This window comes from Gluconacetobacter liquefaciens, from assembly GCF_003350405.1.
Classification (GTDB): Bacteria; Pseudomonadota; Alphaproteobacteria; order Acetobacterales; family Acetobacteraceae; genus Gluconacetobacter; species Gluconacetobacter liquefaciens.
In genome coordinates, this window is sequence record NZ_QQAW01000013.1 from 37,701 (window position 1) to 54,999 (window position 17,299).

Consider the following 17,299-nt stretch of genomic DNA (forward strand, 5'->3'; position numbering starts at 1 on the left):
TTCGGGAGAATGGAGCGGGCGAAGGGAATCGAACCCTCCTCAGAAGCTTGGAAGGCTACTGCATTACCACTATGCTACGCCCGCCCATATGGCCCTTCCATACCGCCGAACCCGCCTCTCCGGCAAGCCCTCTCCGCCATCCTGCAAGGGCATGAATCAACACCGGGAAGAACGAATCGCCTCCCCCCTCTTGACTTTACCCGCTGGGCATACTTTTTTCCGCTGCCTGCGCCGGGTTCGCACGGGTGGCCAGGGGAACAGCTTTCCGCTATTCCGTTGGTCGGCGCCGCAGGCGGCTTGCAGGGGTGTAGCTCAATTGGCTAGAGCGCCGGTCTCCAAAACCGGAGGTTGTGGGTTCGAGACCCTCCACCCCTGCCACTCGCCCCGGTCGGGAGTTTTCCCGCCCGGACCGTGACGGTGCCCCCGACATGCAGTATTTGGGTGTTTCCGGCCTCGTCCGCGCTCCGGTCCGGACTGCGGCGTGGTGGTTCGAGAAGGGTGTTTCGTGTCGGTCAGTCCCGCGAAATTTGTGCAAGATGTCCGCGCCGAGGCGAGCAAGGTCACATGGCCCACACGTCGCGCCACGCTGGTGACGACAGGTGCCGTGCTGGCAATGGCCACCATGACGTCGGTTTTCTTCTTTGTCGTCGACCAGATCATCGGCCTGGGCGTACGTGAACTTTTTGGGCTGGGAGGCTGAGGAACGACCATGGCAAAACGTTGGTACGTCGTTCACGTCTATTCAGGCTTCGAGAAGAAGATCGCCCAGCACATCAAGGAGCAGGCGGCTCAGAAGGGTCTGTCCGACCATTTCGGTGACATTCTGGTCCCCTCCGAAGAGGTGGTCGAGGTCCGTCGTGGCCAGAAGGTCAGTTCCGAGCGGAAGTTCTTCCCCGGCTACGTGCTGGTCAACATGGAACTGACCGACGAAGCCTGGCATCTGGTCAAGGACACTCCCAAGGTCACCGGCTTCCTGGGCACCAAGACCCGTCCCTCGCCGATCCCCGCGGCCGAAGCCGAGCGGATCATGAAGCAGGCGCAGGAAGGCGTGGAGCGTCCCCGCCCCTCCATTACCTTCGAGATCGGCGAGCAGGTGCGCGTGTCCGACGGCCCGTTCACCTCCTTCAACGGCACGATCGAGGAAGTGGACGAGGAAAAGGCGCGCCTCAAGGTCAGCGTTTCGATCTTCGGTCGCTCGACCCCGGTCGACCTCGAATACAGCCAGGTCGAAAAACTCTAAGACAGCCCGACCATCCAGATACAAAAAGGGGCGCCGCAAGGCGCCCCTTTTTCGTTCCAACGGCTTTGTCCTTTGGAAACCCAATCGTTATTCAATAATCGGGGTGCAGGGCCTCAGGCCCTGCCGGGTCCAGGGCAGCGCCCTGGCCTGCCCCTCAAACAGGTGGCGCCACAGGCCCAAGCGCCCGCAGATGCGCCGCCGCACGATCCGCCACCTGCCCCAGCAACGCACTCAGCGCCGCCACCAGACCGGCCGTCCCCGAACCGCTGACCGGCAGGTTCAGCGCCAGCACGTCCGACGCCCCACCATCATGCCCCAGCCAGTGGACAGCCAGAGTACCCCCCAGCACTGCCTGTCCCCCGGCATCGCGCGAAAAGCGCGTCAGCGTCAGCTCGACCGCCGCCAACGCCGTGGTCGCCACCGCGTCGTTCTGGGCGAAGATGGTGCTGCCCGGCAGGCGCTGCTGCAGGTCGGCAGTCAGTACGTGACCTATCATGCTCGGCAGCGACTCGCTCCAGGCATCGCCGCTCGCGGTCTTCAAGCGATAATCGCCCTCGCTGCGCACGATGCGCTCGCGGTCCAGCGATGTCGCGACCGAAGGCGTCCGCACCTCGATCACCGCCGGCCCACCCGCCTGGACGGCACCGGGCCACGGCACGAGGGCATAGAGGTTCGGGTCCGACGAACACGCGGCCAGCGGGCCGGCGGCGGCGACGGCAAACAGGCCGCCAGCCCCCCGCAGAACCGCCCGTCGTGAGGCAAACGGGCGGGAAGGATGCCCTGACAGTCTCATAGGCTAGCGTCCCGTAATCAGCGCCGAAGGATGGCGATTGAGGAAATCGGTCAGGAAGCGCAGCGACCGCGCGGCCTCGTTGAGCTGCACCAGCATCTGCTGCAGATCGCGGTGGAAGTCGGTATCGCCGCCATAACTCCCCATCAGCTTGTTCGCATTCTTCAGCGTGCTGTCCAGTTGCGCGCTCATCTGCGGCAGGCGCTGGAACAGCGGGTGCATGCCGGTGCGGGCGTCGCTCGCCAGCCCCTGGACGCTCCGCAGCGAATCGCGCAACGCAACGATGGCCTGCTTCACTTCCGGCGAATTGATCCGTGCGTCGGAATGCGCCAGCAGGTTGTTCAGATTATCGCCCACCTGGGTCAACGGCATCGCAGCGATCTTGTCGGCAACGGTGGAGAGCGAATCCATGATGCCGCTCATGCCGCCCGCCTTGCTGGGAATGACCAGTGCCGTGCCCTCCGTCGTCACCACGGCCGGGGTGGCCTTCTTGACGAAATTCAGGCCGATCATCGATTCGCCGGTCAGCAGGCTGGCACTGTCGACCGAAGCCCGCAGCCCGTTATCCACCAACGCCTGAATGGTCGCGCTCATGGTATCGCGATGAATCTCGCTCAGCGGCAGAATGCGCTCGGGCTGGATCTCCATCCCCACCCGCACCCGGGCGGTCCCATCCTTCTGGTCCAGCATCAGCTTCACGCTGGTCACGGTGCCCACCTGGATACCGAACATCGTCACCTGCGCCCCGGTCGTCAGGCCCGTGACCGAACTGGTCAGGTACGTGACCAGCGACACACGCTCGCGATAGCCCGCATTATCCGCCGCCTCGTTGCTGTCATACAGCCGGAAGACAGAATTCTTGGGCGCGGTCGGCGCGGAGGTTCCCTCCCGCTTGTCCGGCAGGCCGAACGCCACCCCGCCCGAGAACAGGGCCTGGATCGATTGCAGCTTCACCTTCAGGCCGCCGGCACCCAGCCCGACCTGCACGCCCGACACGTTCCAGAAGCGCGTATCGGTGCGCAGATAGCTGTCATAGGGCTTGCGGATAAAGACCTGGATCAGGATCGGCCCCTCGCCCCCCGGCGGCATGGTATAGCCCAGCACCTCACCCACATCGATGTCGCGGAAGAAGACCGGCGCGCCCTGCCCGATCGACCCCAGCGAGGGGCTGATCAGCGTATAAGTGTTGCCGGGCTGGTCCGAGCGCATCCCCGGAGGCGCCTCCAATCCCTTGAACTTGCTTGCGCTGGCGCCTCCCGGCACCCCCGGGTCCATCGCAATATAGGCCCCGGTCATCAGGGTCTCTAGCCCGGTGACGCTGGCGCCGTTCAGGCGCGGCCGCACCACCCAGAAGCGCGCATGGTCCGTCAGCATCGGCGATGCATTGGCACTCATGCGCACCTTCACCTCGACATGGCGCATATCGGGCGTCAGCGTCACGTCCTGCACCGTACCCAGGGGCACGGCCTTGTTCTTCACCTGGGTCTGGCCACTGGTCAGCCCGTCCGCCGTGTCGAAGACGATGGTAATGTCAGGGCCGCGCCCCATGATGCCGCGCCAACCCAGATAGCCGGCGATGGCCACCGCCACGATCGGCACCAGCCAGACGATCGAGAAACGATATCGGCGCGCCGAAGCCTCGGGCGGCGAAGCCGCGGCACGATCGTCGGAATGATCTTGGGGGTCGTCGGTCACGCCTGCCTCGGCTCCATCCTGTCAGTTTCTGCCGTACGCCGGCCGGTCCGCGCACGCACGGCGGCGGACGCCACGCCATCGGGCGACGGCCCGTTCAGGCCAGCCGCATCCCACATCACCCTGGGGTCGAAGCTCCATGCCGCGAACAGGGTCAGCACCACCACCGAGGCAAAGGCCACCATCCCGGCATTGGCCGTGACGCTCGCCAGCGAATTGAACCGGACGACCGCCACCAGGATCGACACCATGAAGACATCGATCATCGACCACCGGCCGATCACGTCCACCATGCGGAACAGCCGCGTGCGCTTGACCAGCGCGAAGGACGACCCGCGCCAGGTGCCGATCACCATCCAGCTCAGACTGAGGATCTTGAGCATCGGCACCAGGATGCTGGCAAAGAACACCAGCAGGGAAAGCGGGATCATCCCGTCTTGCCACAGTTCGATCGCCCCTTCGATGATCGTATGGCCACCCCCGCCGCCCATCTTGAAGAAGGTCATGACCGGGTAGAGATTGGCCGGAAAATAAAAGATGACGGCCGACAGCAGAAAGGCGCTGGTCCGCGCCAGCGTGTCGGGCGCCCGTCGCCAGACCTTGTGGCCACAGCGCGGACAGACACCGACGCAGCGCAGGTTGCTGACCGGCGCCCCCAGTTCCCCCACCAGCCCGCACGACGGGCAGGCCACCAGATGATCGACCGGCGGCAGCGGAATCTCGTCGATATGCACATGGCTGACCGCCACACGCTCCCCATCCTCCTGCCGAGTGATGGCATCCACGCGCCGGTGCCGCCAGATCCGTTCGGTATCGAGGGTCGAATCCGTGGCCGCCATGGTCAGCATCAGGGCCGATATCAGATAGACGGCGGGGCCGACATCGACATGGGCCAGATCCGTCAGCTTGGTATAGGCAACGAAAATACCCAGAACATAGACCTCGATCATCGACCAGGGCCGCATCTTCTCGTACCAGATCAGCAGATGCGGCGCCCAGTCAGGCATCTGCCGCCGGCTGGCGGCGTAGAGGATGGCGAACATCATCCCGATCACCACCGCCGGCGCCGCGATGGTCACCAGCCCGACCAGAAGCCCGGCTTCCCCCCATCCCTCATGCAGCAGTTCCATGGGGCCGGTGAGCAGGTCCACCGTACGTTCGCGCCCATACACGTCCAGCGTCATCAGGGACGACGCCAGAGCCGCCAGATACAGCGCGCAGGAACTGATGCAGAAGGCAAGCGGCGTCTGGAGCGGCGAGGTCCGGCGCCGCCACTCCAGCGTCTGCCCACACCGCGAGCAGGCGGCCAGTTCGCCGGCCTGCAACGGGGGGCGGCGCTGAAACAGGCCGCATCCGGGACATTCCACCAGATCATCGATCGTCCGGACATGGCGCAGGTCGGCTGTCCGACGTGGCCAGGCGGCCCGACGGAGCATGCGTGAAGTCCGCGCTGACATCGTCTCGCTCATGACTCGCCGTACTATAAATCAAAATCGGATCGGCGATAGTCATCCAGCATATTGCTGCCATGACGAGAGCCGGAAGACAGGCGGAAGGGGAGAATTTCCATCGCGAATAACGGCCGGACCACCGCATGACCCGCCCGGCAGGCCCCTGATCATCGCAGGAAAATCAGAATATTTGGATAACACTCGGACGAGGGGGGCAAAATGACAGGAACGTCTCGCCGAGATAACGATCTCTTGAGCATCGTTGCCCCAGCCATCAGCCGATCAGGCAACCCATCCGCTCATCGTGAAGGAAAATACCAGAGGCTGAACCCGCAAACGGGACATGCGGCACGCTGCCAAACCACCCAGCCCATATGCAACGACCGACAGGAACGATCGGCGGAAGACTGAAGTGGTGCCGGTGAAGAGATTCGAACTCCCGACCCCATCATTACGAATGACGTGCTCTACCAACTGAGCTACACCGGCAACGAGGCGAGCGTATAACGGGCCTGAAAGGGCATTGCAACCCCCCATCCGGCGGATCGCCGGCCAATCCCGCAGGACCGGCCGGCGCCCCGGTCAGGCAATCAGAACGGCGCGTCGATATCGACGACGTCGATCAGCTTGTGGTTGACGAACTCCTTGATTCCCAACCCGATCAGCTCGCGGCCGTAGCCCGAGCGCCCGACGCCGCCGAAGGGCAGGTCGGCCTTGACCATCGTCGGATGGTTCACGAACACCATGCCGGTATGAATCTTCTTCGCCACCTCGACACCGCGCGCGGTGTCCTTGGTGAAGACCGAGCCACCCAGCCCATACGGCGTGTCGTTGGCGATGCGAATCGCATCGGCCTCGTCACGGGCACGGAAGATCATCGACACCGGGCCGAAGAACTCCCACAGGCGGGCGGGGTTGTCGCCCGTCATGCCGGTCAGGATCGTCGGCTGCACGAAGGCACCGGTCTCGGGCACGCGGGGTCCGACCTCGGTTGCCGTCGCGCCATGCGCCACGGCCTTGGCGATGTTCTCGCGGATCTCCTTGGCCGCACCCTGCGACGACAGCGGCGCCAGCGTGGTCTCGGGGTCCATCGGGTCGCCGGCCTTCAGCGCCGCCACACCGGCGGTGTAGAGTTCCAGGAACCGGTCATAGACCGCATCGACCACGATCACGCGCTTGGACGACACGCACACCTGCCCGGCATTCCAGTGCCGGCCGAACACCGCCCATTTCGCGGTCTTCTCCAGATCGGCGTCTTCCAGCACCACGAAGGCGTCGGCGCCGCCAAGCTCCATGGTCGTCTTCTTCAGCGCCTTGCCGGCCTGCGACGCGATCACCGAGCCGGCCCCTTCCGAGCCCGTCAGGGCCGCACCGCACACGCGCGGATCGTTCAGGATCATCTCGACCTGCCCACGGGTGGGGTACAGGTTGCGGAACGCACCGTCCGGCAGGCCCGCACGCTTCATCAGCGTCTGGAAGATCGCCGCACTCTGCGGCACGTTCGAGGCATGCTTCAGCAGCACGGTATTACCGGCCGAGAGCTGCGGCGCGATGATGCGCGCGATCTGGTAATAGGGGAAATTCCACGGCTCGATCGCCAGCAGCACGCCCAGCGGCTGATGCACCAGCACCGCATCGCCCGAGCGCGGGTCCGACACCGGCAGCTTCTCCGGCGCCAGCAGGCTCTCGGCATGCTCGGCATAATAATCGAAGATCGCCGCCGACAGCTCGACCTCGGCCTTGGCCTCGGCGAACAGCTTGCCCATTTCCAGCGTCAGCAGGCGCGCGAAATCATCAGCTTCGGCCCGCAGGATCTGGGCCGCCTTCGTCATCACGGCGGTACGGGTCGCAAACGGCGTGTCGCGCCAGTCCAGGAATGCCGCGTGGGCGTCGTCAATCGCCTGACGCACCTCGTTATCCGTGGCATCCGGGAACGTGGCCAGCACTTCGCCGGTATAGGGGTTGGTCGTTGCGTATGCCATAAGTCGTTTTCCTTCCAGCGGGCCATTTCCGGCCCGATGCCTGTGATAACGGGCATCCGGAGCTTCCCCGTCAAGAGGAACCTCACGGCTGCGTTATCATAAGAGTAAGGTCGATCCGCTCTCGGGAATCGAGCCCGCCAGGCGCGCGGGCCCACGAGCATGCCGCCGGCTCATCCCGGCGGCATGCAATCCTGCACCATTCAGAACGTGAGTTCCAGATTGGTCTGGAAATAGGCGCCCGGCTTCGCACCGGCATCCCGCAATCCACGCGACAGCGCCGTATATTGCCCGTCGATGCTGAAGGTCACATGCCGCGTCGCCCGCCAGGTGAAGCTCCCCTGGGGCAGCACGCCGCTATAACCGCCCGACGGCCGATAGGCATAATTCACACCGCCGGGAAAATAGATCGTATCGTGGATCGAATTCCGCCACAGCACCGGCACCCTCAGCAGCAGCGACGTATTGATGGTGGGCGACATCGTCACCAGCGGTCCCACATCGATCACGTTCTGCAGGTTGAAGTTCTGCGCCAGGTCCAGATAGTACGCGCTGGGCACGAAGGGCGAAAGGAAGCCCCCCCCAGGTGCTGGTCGCGCTCCTGCGGGTATCCCCACCCGAAATATCGTCGGCCTGAATTCCGATCGCGGGCCGCCCCCACCAGTTCGCGAATCGCCACGCCACCGAGGCATTGAACGAATAGGCCGACACCGGCCGCGTCGGGCCGTTCTTCGCCGCCTGGAAATTCCCCCCCTGCCACATGCCGCTGGCAGAGAATTCGATCGGCCCTGCATTGCCCCACACGCGCATACCCGGCGTATCACGATGCGTCGAACCCGCGACGACGCCCTTCGTCGCCGTGATCGGGCTGCTGGCCAGCAGATAGCCGAGATAGTACGTATCGACGAAAATCTGGCTTTTCTTGCCGAACGTCTTGAATTCGGGGATCGCGTAAGACGTATAGGCCCCGAACAGCCGGGTCTTCCAGCCGACCTGATCATGAAACGCCCGATATTCGTAATTGGTCAGAGATAGGTCGAACAGATCGACGCGGAACCGTTTCCAGACGCTGTAGCCACGCAACCCGTTCCATGAATACGGAATGGACGGATAGACACTGCCCGCCGAAATATTGGGCGGCACGTCAAGGAACGACATGCGGCCGACCATGGCCCCCATCGTCGCCCCCAGCATGCGCCCGCGCACCTCCACGAACGCCTGCTGCGCATCGACCCTGTTCCGCCAGCGGGCATTATAGCCGAATTTGTTGCCACCGGTCGCCTGACCGCTCATCAATTCGCCATAGAAACGCACATGCTCGCCCAGATGCAGGTCAGCGCCGAGATTGGTCCGCAGGTTGGACAGATAGGTATGGCTCTTCCCCACCGCCCCCAGCGCTGGATGCTGCTCCCAGAAACCGTGATGCCGGAAATTGCCGCTCAGCGTCAGGTAGATCGAGCCACTGTCATTGAGCGCGATATATTTCAGCGGATCGAGAAAATCATGGCGGTTGCGCTTGTCGCGAAGGCTCGACCAGTCCTCGGCCCAACGCGCCACCGCATAATATCCCACGGTGCCGAAGCCGGAAGCCGCACCCGTGTTCGCGTTGAACACCCCCCACGGCCCCTGATGCAACTGAATCGGGGTCAGCGGATGCAGCATCAGCGATTGCGGCTGGCCATAAAGTTCCGGACGGCTGGTCAGCGGCGGCAATTGCTGGAGCGGCGCGTGCCAGAATGAATCCCGGCTCTGCACGATCGGCGTGACGGCCGGAGCCGGAGCCGGTGTCGCTGCCGCACCGATCGGGGTGGGAAGCGGGGTCGTAGCCGTCGCACCCGTTCCCGCTGTCGCCTGGGCGAGCTGGATACGGGTGGTCACGATCTCGGCGTCTCCCGGCGCCGCGTGGGCAGGCATGACGAACACCACGCCGGCAAGAGCAGGCAGCAGAACCCGTCCACCTTTCTGCAAACGGGACAATGACGAAAACCCAGAGGACATATACATAGCCAGATCTTTTTCTTTATTATTGTCAGGCATCACAGAACAACCGCGCATTCAGTCCGCCACGCGCCGTCCTGTCTCTGAGAGGCAGGAAACCGCCCCATGGATGGGCGCTTCCGCCGACAACCACCTACCGGGCGAGGCACGGGCCGCGAGATTCCTATTCCGCGAACCCCGCCCTCATGCTGGCCGCCCACAACGGGAAGCGAACCGCACAGACTTCTCGAAAACCCCTGCAAGCAGGGAAACAATCCCGGATCGGGAAAACCCACGGGAGCAAAGCCGGCGCACAATCATGACCCAACTCTCCAACGGTCACAAAAACAATCCAACCGCCCTCTGCAAAGAGAGTGACCATCCGCTTTTGTCGGATTTTCTCTAAAAGAAGAAATAACAATTATATGTTTTCCGGATAAATTACGCTCACAATCCAGTGTGGAAAATCCCGAAATTCACCATCCAGTTACCAACCACCACCGGGCCGAAATACCAGCATCACCAACCGGAACACCCCGACTAGGCTTCAGGGATGTTTCCTGAACGCCTAAGATGCTTGCAAAGTTTCGTTTACGAACGGAGAGCACCAGCCCACACCTGCAGCGAATACCTCAAAACCGTCCATGTAACCCTCAAACAGCCCCCTGCGCTCCCTTGCGGGCGCGCGTCACATGGGCATCCACCCGGTCCAGCACGGCGGCATGTTCCGCCCCCCAGCGATAGAGCATCTCCACCGGCTCGACCATTTTCCGGCCCAGCGCCGTCAGCCGATATTCGACCACCGGCGGCATCACCTGATGCACCTCGCGTGTCACCAGCCCCATCTCTTCCAGTTCCCGCAGCGTCTGCGTCATCATCTTCTTCGACAGGCCGGGAATACTGCGCAACAGCGCGCCGGGCCGCGACGCGCCCCCCAGCAGATGCAGCGTGTGCAGAATCATCGTCACCCATTTGCCGCTGAACAGCCGCAGCAGCCGTCGCGGCGCGCAGCCTTCATCGAAGGGGGCCTGACGATACGCATCGGGCAACGGAGCAAGCGACATGATGACCCTTCCCTATGGGAACCTTCTGGTACCCAGGGCACGAAAGAGTGCCGGATTGTCCTTTGTATCCACGCGCCCCAATTTGCGGAAACTGTTTTCCCGTTACGGAGAGTTCCATGTCCCACACAGCCCTGATCGTCGGTGCCACCGGAATCGTCGGCCAGAACCTGGCCAACCGCCTGGTCGCGGAAGGCTGGACCGTCCACGGTCTGGCGCGCCGCACCGCCACCCTGCCCACGACCGTGCTGCCCGTCACCGCCGACGTGCTGGATGCCCCCTCCCTGCGCCCGGCGCTGGCCGGCCTCCGGCCCAGCCATGTGTTCTTCACCACCTGGTCCCGCCGCGCGACCGAAGCCGAGAACTGCGCCGTCAACAGCGCCATGCTGCGCAACGTCTTCGCGGCCCTGCCGGCCCCGGACGCCCTGATCCACGGCAGCCTCGTCACCGGCCTCAAACATTATCTCGGCCCGTTCGAGGCCTATGCCAAAGGCCCCCTGCCCCAGACGCCCTTCCGCGAGACCATGCCCCGGCTCGACGTCGAGAATTTCTATTACGATCAGGAAGACGCCCTGTTCGAAGCCGCGGCCCGACACGGGTTCTCCTGGAGCGTCCACCGCCCGCACACGATCATCGGCCACGCCATCGGCAACGTGATGAACATGGGCTCCACACTGGCCGTCTATGCCAGCATCTGCCGCGAAACCGGCCGACCGTTCGTCTTCCCCGGCTCGCCCACGCAATGGAACGGCCTGACCGACGTGACCGACGCCCGCCAACTGGCCAGCCAGATCCACTGGGCCGCCACCACTCCCGCCGGCCGCGATCAGGCCTTCAACATCGTCAATGGCGACGTCTTCCGCTGGAACTGGCTGTGGCCGCAGCTTGCCGCCTGGTTCGGCATCCCGGCCGCCCCCTATCCCGGCCACGCCACGTCGCTTGAGAACGTCCTGTCCGCCGACGCCGCCCTCTGGGCCGACATCGCGGCCCGGCACGGACTGCGCGAAAACGCGCTCGATCGCCTGGCCTCCCCCTGGCACACCGACGCCGATCTCGGCCGCCCGATCGAATGCGTGACCGACATGAGCAAGAGCCGCACCCTCGGCTTCACCGCCTACCAGACCACGCCGGAATCCTTCTTCGACCTGTTCGAAATCTTGCGGGCCCAGCGCTATATTCCCTGAAAGCCCGACCAAAGACGCGGGCTGGCGACGCGCGTCCTCTTCAGCACATATTTCGGTCAGGCCCCAAGCCCGTCCCTTGACCCGGCCGCCCTGGCGGTGAACCGTTCCCCGACCAGTTCAAGCGAAGGGAGCAGCACGCGCCATGAAACCGGAAATCGAGGGCCTGACCCGCAGAACGCTGCTCGCCGCCGCCGCCACCATCCCGCTGTCACGGCAGGCCGTGGCAGCGACGGCAGCGGCCCCTGTCCTCTCCGTCGCCGCCATTGCGCCCTTCCTGTGCAGCGGTGTCGCGGTCACGCCGGACGAGACGATCTTTCTCGGCATGCCGCGCTTTCCCGGCAACGAAGCGACATTTTCGGTCGGCCGGGTCGCGCCTGACGGCACTGTCCATCCCTTCCCTGGAGGAAGCTGGAACGACTGGAAACCGGGCCAGGACGGCAGCGCCGCCTTCGTGATGGTCAACGCCATCCATCTCTTCGCCGACGGCACGCTCTGGGCGGTCGACCAGGGCGCCCCACCGGGCCAGTCTCCCGAACCCGGCGCCCAGAAACTGGTGCAGCTCGACACGACATCCGGCGCCGTCCTGCGCGTCCTGCGCTTCCCCGAGGACATCATGCCCCCCGGCGCGCAGTTCAACGACCTGCGCATCCACGGCGACCTGCTGTTCGCCACCGACAGCGGGCTGGGCGGCATCGTCATCCACAATCTGAAAACCGGCCGCACGCTGCGCCGCCTCTCCGCGCACCCGCTGCTGCGCAACGACGCCACCCACATCCACAAGGGCGGCGGCGGCCGCATCCTCCAGGACGCCCAGGGCAACCGCCCGCAGGTGCAGAGCGACGATATCGAAATCGACGCCGACGGTACATGGTTCTATTTCGCCGTCCCTGCCGGCCCGCTGAAGAAAATCCGCGTCGCCGACCTGCTGGACGACCGCAAATCGGATATCGACCTCGCCGCCCTGGTGCAGGTCGCCGCCGAAATCCCCAGCATCGGGGGCACCTGCATCGACACGCTGGGCAATATCTACCTCTCCGACGGCGAAAACGCCCGCATCGTCATCCTCTCCCCCGACGGCCGGCGCACGACGCTGGTGCAGGACCCGCGCCTGATCTCGCCCGACGCCCTGTTCATCGACCGCAAGCGCACGCTCTATGTGCCCTGCTCGCAGATCGAAAAGCTCGCCATGTTCAATGGCGGAACCGACGGCACCCACGCCCCCTTCCTCGTCCTGTCCCTTCCCCTGCCCGAACAACTCGGCGCGCTGCGCCTGGGCGCCGCCGTCGAAGGATAAGCCCCATGCCGCTCCGCGTCCGCCACATCGCAGCCGCCGCCCTGTGCGGCACCTTTCTCGCCGTCGGAGCGCCGGCCCCTGCCGCGGAGCCGGGCGGCAACAGCGGTCCGTCCTACGGGCCCGAACTGCAAGGCTTCGCCTATCCCTGGCCAGTCGGGCAATTCACCTTCACCTCCCAGCGCCAGCCGCTGACGATGGCCTATCTCGATGTCCCGGCCCTCCACCCCAACGGGCAGGTCGCGGTCCTGCTGCACGGCAAGAATTTCTGCGCCGCGACCTGGGAAGGCACGATCCGCTTCCTGACCGCCCACGGCTACCGCGTCATCGCGCCGGACCAGATCGGCTTCTGCAAATCCAGCAAACCGCGCGCCTATCAGTTCAGTTTTCCGCAACTGGCCCACAACACGCACGACCTGCTGGCCCATCTCGGCGTGCAGAAGGCGGTGCTGATCGGCCACTCCACCGGCGGCATGCTCGCCATCCGCTACGCCCTGATGTACCCGCGCGAGCTGACGCACCTGGTACTGGTCGATCCGATCGGCCTGGAAGACTGGTTGCAGAAAGGCGTTCCCTACCGCACCGTCGACGACTGGTACCGCGCGGAACGCGGCAAGACCGCCGCCCAGATCCGTGCTTACGAAAAACGAGTCTATTACGCCGATGAATGGCGCCCCGATTACGAAAAATGGGCCCAGATGCTGGCCGGCATGTATCGCGGCCCCGGCAGCGACGACGTCGCCTGGAACTCCGCCCTGCTCTACGACATGATCATCACCCAGCCGGTGGTCCACGACCTGCCCGACCTCAGGGTCCCCACCCTGCTGATGATCGGCGACAAGGACATCACCGCCATCGGCAGCGACGCCGCCCCACCCACCATCCGCGCCACGCTGGGCCACTACCCCCAACTGGGCAAGGACGCCGCCGCTGCCATCCCCGGCGCGAAACTGGTGGAATTCCCCACGCTGGGCCACTCGCCGCAGATGCAGGACCCGAACGCCTTCCACACAGCGCTCCTGGCAGGGCTGAGCACCCCACTCCCCTGATCCACGCAGGGCCATCGCGTGTCCCCAGCACAGGGCTCCCGACCAGATCAAAGTTTTCTGGTTCTTTTTTCCAAAAAAGAACGACGGCTCCGGCCACGGCCCGATCCATGCTACAAACACGCGATGGAAACCACACCCCCCGTTCCGCGCGCTGTCCTCGTCGGCATCCAGACCCCCGATATCGACGACGTCGCCCACGAAGCCAGCCTTGAAGAGCTGGGCCGCCTGGTCAAGACGCTGGGTTACGAAGTCGTCGGCTCGGTCTCGCAGAAGCGCGAAGGCACCGGCGCCGCCTCCCTTCTGGGCGCCGGCAAGCTGGAGGAACTGGCGGCCCTGACCGGCGGCAGCGGCGTCGTCACCTCCATGGCCACGCCCCCGATGACCAAGGCCCGCAAGCGGTTCGAAACCACCCCCGACACCCCTCGGCCATCCAGCCCCGAACCCGATCCGGACGCACCGCCCCGGCCGGAATTCGTGATCGTCGACCACGAACTCTCCCCCAGCCAGATCCGCAATCTCGAACGCGCCACCGGCGCCCAGGTGCTGGACCGCACCGGCGTGATCGTCGAGATCTTCCACCGCCACGCCAACACCCGCGAAGCGAAATTGCAGGTGGAGATGGCGCGCCTGAAATATGTCGCCCCACGCCTGCGGGAATCCGGCACCGGCGGCGGCCGCCAGCAGGGCCCCGGCGCCGGCGAAAGCCATCTCGACCTCGACCGCCGCAAGATCCGCGACCGCCTCGCGGAACTGAAAACCCAGCTCGAAGCCGTGCAGCGCGACAGCGACCAGCGCCGCTCCGCCCGCCGCGACCAGTTGCGCGTGGCCCTGGTCGGCTACACCAACGCCGGCAAATCCTCCCTGATGCGCGCCCTCACCGGCAGCCAGGTGCTGGTGCAGGATAAGCTCTTCGCCACCCTCGACACCACGGTCCGCACTCTCCAGCCCGAAACCCGCCCTCGGGTGCTCGTCTCCGACACGGTCGGCTTCATCAAGCAACTCCCCCACGATCTGGTCGCCTCGTTCCGCTCCACCCTCTCCGAGGCGCTGGAAGCCTCCCTGCTCCTCTTCGTGGTCGATGCGTCGGACCCGACCTACGAAGCGCAACTGGAGGTCAGCCGCAGCGTGCTGCGCGAAATCGGCGCCGACACGGTGCCCTCCCGCCTGGTCCTCAACAAGATGGACCGCGTGGACGCCACCCGCCGCGCCGCCCTGCTGGAAAAGCACCCCGACGCCATCATGCTCTCCGCCCACGCGCCGGAAGATGTCAGCGCCCTGCGCGAAACCATCATCGCCTTCTTCGAAGCCGAGATGGTGGATGACGTCCTGGTCCTGCCCTACGCGAAACAGAAACTGATCGGCGAAATCTACGAAAGCGCCCGCGTGCTCTCCGAGGACCATGACGAGACCGGGCGCGTGCTCAAGGTGCGTGCCCTGCCCGGCGCCATGGCGCGGCTGCGGCGAAGCCTGGCCGCCGGGTAGGCGTTCTTTTTTTTAAAAAAAGAACCAAAAAACTTTGATTCGTTCAGGATCAGTTCAGAGCACGCCGGACAGATAGGACTCCAGCCGCTCTTTCTCCGCCAGGGGCACCACTGCGCCCACATAGCCGTCTGGGCGCACGAGCATGTATTCTCCCGGTTCCAGACCCGGCACGCTGCCACGCAGCGCCCCGGCCGGGCCGACATCCCACACGCTCAGCCCGGCACGGGGCGCCACCGCAGGTGCCCCCTCCCCGACCAGCAGGGTCCAGTGCGGCCCGGCCAGCAGGTCGAACAACCGCCGCTCCTGCCCACCCGCGCCGCGCACCACCGCATCCGGCATCCGGTCACCCGCCCCGACGCGACGGCCATCCCCGGCCAGATCCAGCGCAAGGGACGACCCGCGATACCCCAGATCGAGCTGATGAACTTCCCGCCCCCGCCGCATGTCCCCCTGCCGGGCCTTCTCCAGCAACCCGGTCGCCAGACCCAGCATCCCGGCCGCGACCGGCCGCCGCTCTTCCTCATAGGTCTCCAGCAACGCCGCCGGCGCGCCACCCAGCACGGCCGCCAGTTTCCAGCCCAGGTTATACGCATCCTGCACGCTGGTATTGAGCCCCTGTCCCCCCGTCGGCGGATGAATATGCGCGGCATCTCCCACAAGAAACACCTGCCCGACCCGATACCGGTCCGCGAGCCGCGCATTCATCGCATAAGCCGACGCCCAACGAACCTCCCGCACCCGGACCACGCCCCCCGGCAGGCGCGCATCGACGAACGCCTGAAGACCACCGACCGAAAGATCGACATCCCCCTCGAACGCAACGGGCGCCTGAAGCTGGAACAGTTCGCCACCCGGCAGCGGGCAGAACCCCATCATCCGCGTCATGTCGCCATGGTTGAACCGGTGCCACACGGCCCGATCCAGGCCCTCCAACACGATATCGGCAACAATTGCCCGCACACCAAGGGTTTTCCCCGGAAAGCCGACCTGCATCTCGTGGCGGACGAACGACCGCCCCCCATCGGCACCGACCAGATAACGGCAGCGGATCACCTCCGCCCCATCCTCACCCGCGACATGGGCCGTCACCCCAGCGCCGTCATCGGCAAAGGACGTCAGCCGTGTCCCATAGTCCGGGCGATGACCGAACGCCGCGAGCCGATCGCGCAGGATCGCCTCGGTCCGAAACTGCGGCACCATCAGGGGCGCACGATAGGGTTCGTCCACCGTCGCCGACGCGATCGTGATCTCCTGCACGTCATCCTGCGTGCCATCATCGCGATAGACGCGCTGCGCAGGATAAGGCCCTCCGGCAGCAGCCAGACGGTCGATGATGCCGAGATCCTCGAACACCTCCTGAGTACGCGGCTGGATACCCTTGCCGCGCGACCCCGCGAACGGCTCCGCCAACTGGTCGATCAGGCGAAACGCCACGCCACGACGGGCCAGATCGACCGCAAGCGTCAGCCCCGCCGCACCCGCGCCGCAAATCACAACGTCCGTGTCACGTGAAACAGTCATTCTGCTTTCCTCCCGCACGAACAATGTGCATCATGCACATATTAAGGAGCGTATCGGGATGTCAAATAAAAAGGTGCATAATACACATATCTGCGCACGCCTCCCCGCCCTGCATCGGGCACTGATCGAAATCGTCGGTGTCATCAACAAGCCGGAACGCGACGAAGCCCTGCTCAGGGCCGCCGGCCTGCCGCTTGAGCGCGCCCTGTTTCCGCTCCTGGTTCTGGTCGAGCGCCTGGGCCCGATCGGGGTGGTCGATCTTGCGGGCCGTGTCGGCCGCGATCACACCACGGTCAGTCGCCAGATCGCGCGGCTGGCGGAACTGGGCCTGGTCACCCGCCACGGCGGCGCGACCGACCGCCGCGTGCGCGAGGCCACGATCACCCCATCGGGCAAGGACGCGACCGACGCGATAGACCGCGCCCGTGCAACAATGGCCGTCGGGCTGTTCAAAGACTGGGACAAGGCCGATTTCGACCAGCTTGTCCGCCTCCTCGGCATGCTCGCCGAAGATATGACCAGGCCCCCCGAAAAAAACGCCTGAAACAACCGAATGGGGGTCAAGGGGTCCAGGACCCCTTG

Annotated in this window: 13 protein-coding genes, 3 tRNA genes and 1 pseudogene; 8 read left to right on the forward strand and 9 right to left on the reverse strand. The window is 65.0% G+C overall.

From position 1 onward, the window contains the following. Positions 1 to 10: 10 nt before the first annotated feature. Positions 11 to 84 (reverse strand) — tRNA-Gly (locus C7453_RS16570). A 217-nt stretch (positions 85 to 301) separates the two neighbouring features. Here C7453_RS16570 and C7453_RS16575 point away from each other — a divergent pair. From C7453_RS16575 to nusG, 3 genes are all read left to right on the forward strand, one after another. Further along, positions 302 to 378 (forward strand) — tRNA-Trp (locus C7453_RS16575). A 127-nt stretch (positions 379 to 505) separates the two neighbouring features. Continuing rightward, entirely contained in the window at positions 506 to 700 is a 195-nt protein-coding gene (secE, locus tag C7453_RS16580; RefSeq protein ID WP_114729053.1) for a preprotein translocase subunit SecE, read from the forward strand. A gap of 9 nt (positions 701 to 709) precedes the next feature. Then, positions 710 to 1,240, forward strand: a complete 531-nt coding sequence (gene nusG, locus C7453_RS16585; RefSeq protein WP_114729055.1) for a transcription termination/antitermination protein NusG — start codon at positions 710 to 712, stop codon at positions 1,238 to 1,240. 154 nt (positions 1,241 to 1,394) lie between these two features. Here nusG and C7453_RS16590 read toward each other — a convergent pair whose 3' ends face one another. From C7453_RS16590 to C7453_RS16620, 7 genes and pseudogenes are all read right to left on the reverse strand, one after another. Beyond that, positions 1,395 to 2,033, reverse strand: a complete 639-nt coding sequence (locus tag C7453_RS16590) for a PqiC family protein (RefSeq protein ID WP_114729057.1) — start codon at positions 2,031 to 2,033, stop codon at positions 1,395 to 1,397. A gap of 3 nt (positions 2,034 to 2,036) precedes the next feature. Then, positions 2,037 to 3,725: a PqiB family protein gene (locus C7453_RS16595; RefSeq protein ID WP_114729059.1), complete on the reverse strand. Its 1,689-nt coding sequence runs from the start codon at positions 3,723 to 3,725 to the stop codon at positions 2,037 to 2,039. Next, positions 3,722 to 5,158, reverse strand: coding sequence for a paraquat-inducible protein A (locus C7453_RS16600; RefSeq protein ID WP_245949112.1), 1,437 nt, complete (start codon positions 5,156 to 5,158; stop codon positions 3,722 to 3,724). The genes C7453_RS16595 and C7453_RS16600 overlap by 4 nt, the downstream gene beginning before the upstream one ends. A gap of 428 nt (positions 5,159 to 5,586) precedes the next feature. After that, positions 5,587 to 5,662: transfer RNA gene (locus C7453_RS16605), tRNA-Thr, on the reverse strand. Positions 5,663 to 5,763: 101 nt separating this feature from the next. Next, positions 5,764 to 7,155, reverse strand: coding sequence for an NAD-dependent succinate-semialdehyde dehydrogenase (locus tag C7453_RS16610; protein ID WP_114729070.1), 1,392 nt, complete (start codon positions 7,153 to 7,155; stop codon positions 5,764 to 5,766). 200 nt (positions 7,156 to 7,355) lie between these two features. Beyond that, positions 7,356 to 9,156, reverse strand: a pseudogene (locus tag C7453_RS16615) (alginate export family protein). A 626-nt stretch (positions 9,157 to 9,782) separates the two neighbouring features. Beyond that, on the reverse strand, positions 9,783 to 10,193 hold the full coding sequence (locus C7453_RS16620; protein ID WP_114729072.1) for a winged helix-turn-helix transcriptional regulator: 411 nt from the start codon (positions 10,191 to 10,193) through the stop codon (positions 9,783 to 9,785). Positions 10,194 to 10,309: 116 nt separating this feature from the next. Between C7453_RS16620 and C7453_RS16625 the strand changes: the two genes are divergently transcribed. From C7453_RS16625 to hflX, 4 genes are all read left to right on the forward strand, one after another. Further along, positions 10,310 to 11,374, forward strand: a complete 1,065-nt coding sequence (locus C7453_RS16625; RefSeq protein ID WP_114729074.1) for an SDR family oxidoreductase — start codon at positions 10,310 to 10,312, stop codon at positions 11,372 to 11,374. A gap of 142 nt (positions 11,375 to 11,516) precedes the next feature. Further along, entirely contained in the window at positions 11,517 to 12,668 is a 1,152-nt protein-coding gene (locus tag C7453_RS16630) for an SMP-30/gluconolactonase/LRE family protein (protein ID WP_245949113.1), read from the forward strand. A gap of 5 nt (positions 12,669 to 12,673) precedes the next feature. Beyond that, positions 12,674 to 13,714 (forward strand): alpha/beta fold hydrolase, encoded by a 1,041-nt coding sequence (locus tag C7453_RS16635; protein WP_114729076.1) that lies wholly within the window; start codon positions 12,674 to 12,676, stop codon positions 13,712 to 13,714. A gap of 123 nt (positions 13,715 to 13,837) precedes the next feature. Continuing rightward, on the forward strand, positions 13,838 to 15,196 hold the full coding sequence (gene hflX, locus C7453_RS16640; protein ID WP_114729078.1) for a GTPase HflX: 1,359 nt from the start codon (positions 13,838 to 13,840) through the stop codon (positions 15,194 to 15,196). Positions 15,197 to 15,250: 54 nt separating this feature from the next. Here hflX and C7453_RS16645 read toward each other — a convergent pair whose 3' ends face one another. After that, the gene (locus tag C7453_RS16645; RefSeq protein WP_114729081.1) at positions 15,251 to 16,717 is read right to left on the reverse strand and encodes an FAD-dependent oxidoreductase; all 1,467 of its coding nucleotides are present in this window, start codon (positions 16,715 to 16,717) and stop codon (positions 15,251 to 15,253) included. Between the two features lie 58 nt (positions 16,718 to 16,775). Here C7453_RS16645 and C7453_RS16650 point away from each other — a divergent pair, with 58 nt between their 5' ends. Then, on the forward strand, positions 16,776 to 17,261 hold the full coding sequence (locus tag C7453_RS16650) for a MarR family winged helix-turn-helix transcriptional regulator (protein ID WP_114729083.1): 486 nt from the start codon (positions 16,776 to 16,778) through the stop codon (positions 17,259 to 17,261). Positions 17,262 to 17,299: the final 38 nt, after the last annotated feature.

What these genes read in the sequence shown, in the direction of transcription:
- C7453_RS16635 (WP_114729076.1), top strand. Translation starts at nt 12,674, where the DNA reads ATGCCGCTCCGCGTCCGCCACATCGCAGCCGCCGCCCTGTGCGGCACC.
- hflX (WP_114729078.1), top strand. Translation starts at nt 13,838, where the DNA reads ATGGAAACCACACCCCCCGTTCCGCGCGCTGTCCTCGTCGGCATCCAG.
- C7453_RS16600 (WP_245949112.1), bottom strand. Translation starts at nt 5,158, where the DNA reads ATGCTCCGTCGGGCCGCCTGGCCACGTCGGACAGCCGACCTGCGCCAT.
- C7453_RS16610 (WP_114729070.1), bottom strand. Translation starts at nt 7,155, where the DNA reads ATGGCATACGCAACGACCAACCCCTATACCGGCGAAGTGCTGGCCACG.
- C7453_RS16645 (WP_114729081.1), bottom strand. Translation starts at nt 16,717, where the DNA reads ATGACTGTTTCACGTGACACGGACGTTGTGATTTGCGGCGCGGGTGCG.
- C7453_RS16620 (WP_114729072.1), bottom strand. Translation starts at nt 10,193, where the DNA reads ATGTCGCTTGCTCCGTTGCCCGATGCGTATCGTCAGGCCCCCTTCGAT.
- nusG (WP_114729055.1), top strand. Translation starts at nt 710, where the DNA reads ATGGCAAAACGTTGGTACGTCGTTCACGTCTATTCAGGCTTCGAGAAG.
- C7453_RS16650 (WP_114729083.1), top strand. Translation starts at nt 16,776, where the DNA reads ATGTCAAATAAAAAGGTGCATAATACACATATCTGCGCACGCCTCCCC.
- C7453_RS16625 (WP_114729074.1), top strand. Translation starts at nt 10,310, where the DNA reads ATGTCCCACACAGCCCTGATCGTCGGTGCCACCGGAATCGTCGGCCAG.
- C7453_RS16630 (WP_245949113.1), top strand. Translation starts at nt 11,517, where the DNA reads ATGAAACCGGAAATCGAGGGCCTGACCCGCAGAACGCTGCTCGCCGCC.
- C7453_RS16590 (WP_114729057.1), bottom strand. Translation starts at nt 2,033, where the DNA reads ATGAGACTGTCAGGGCATCCTTCCCGCCCGTTTGCCTCACGACGGGCG.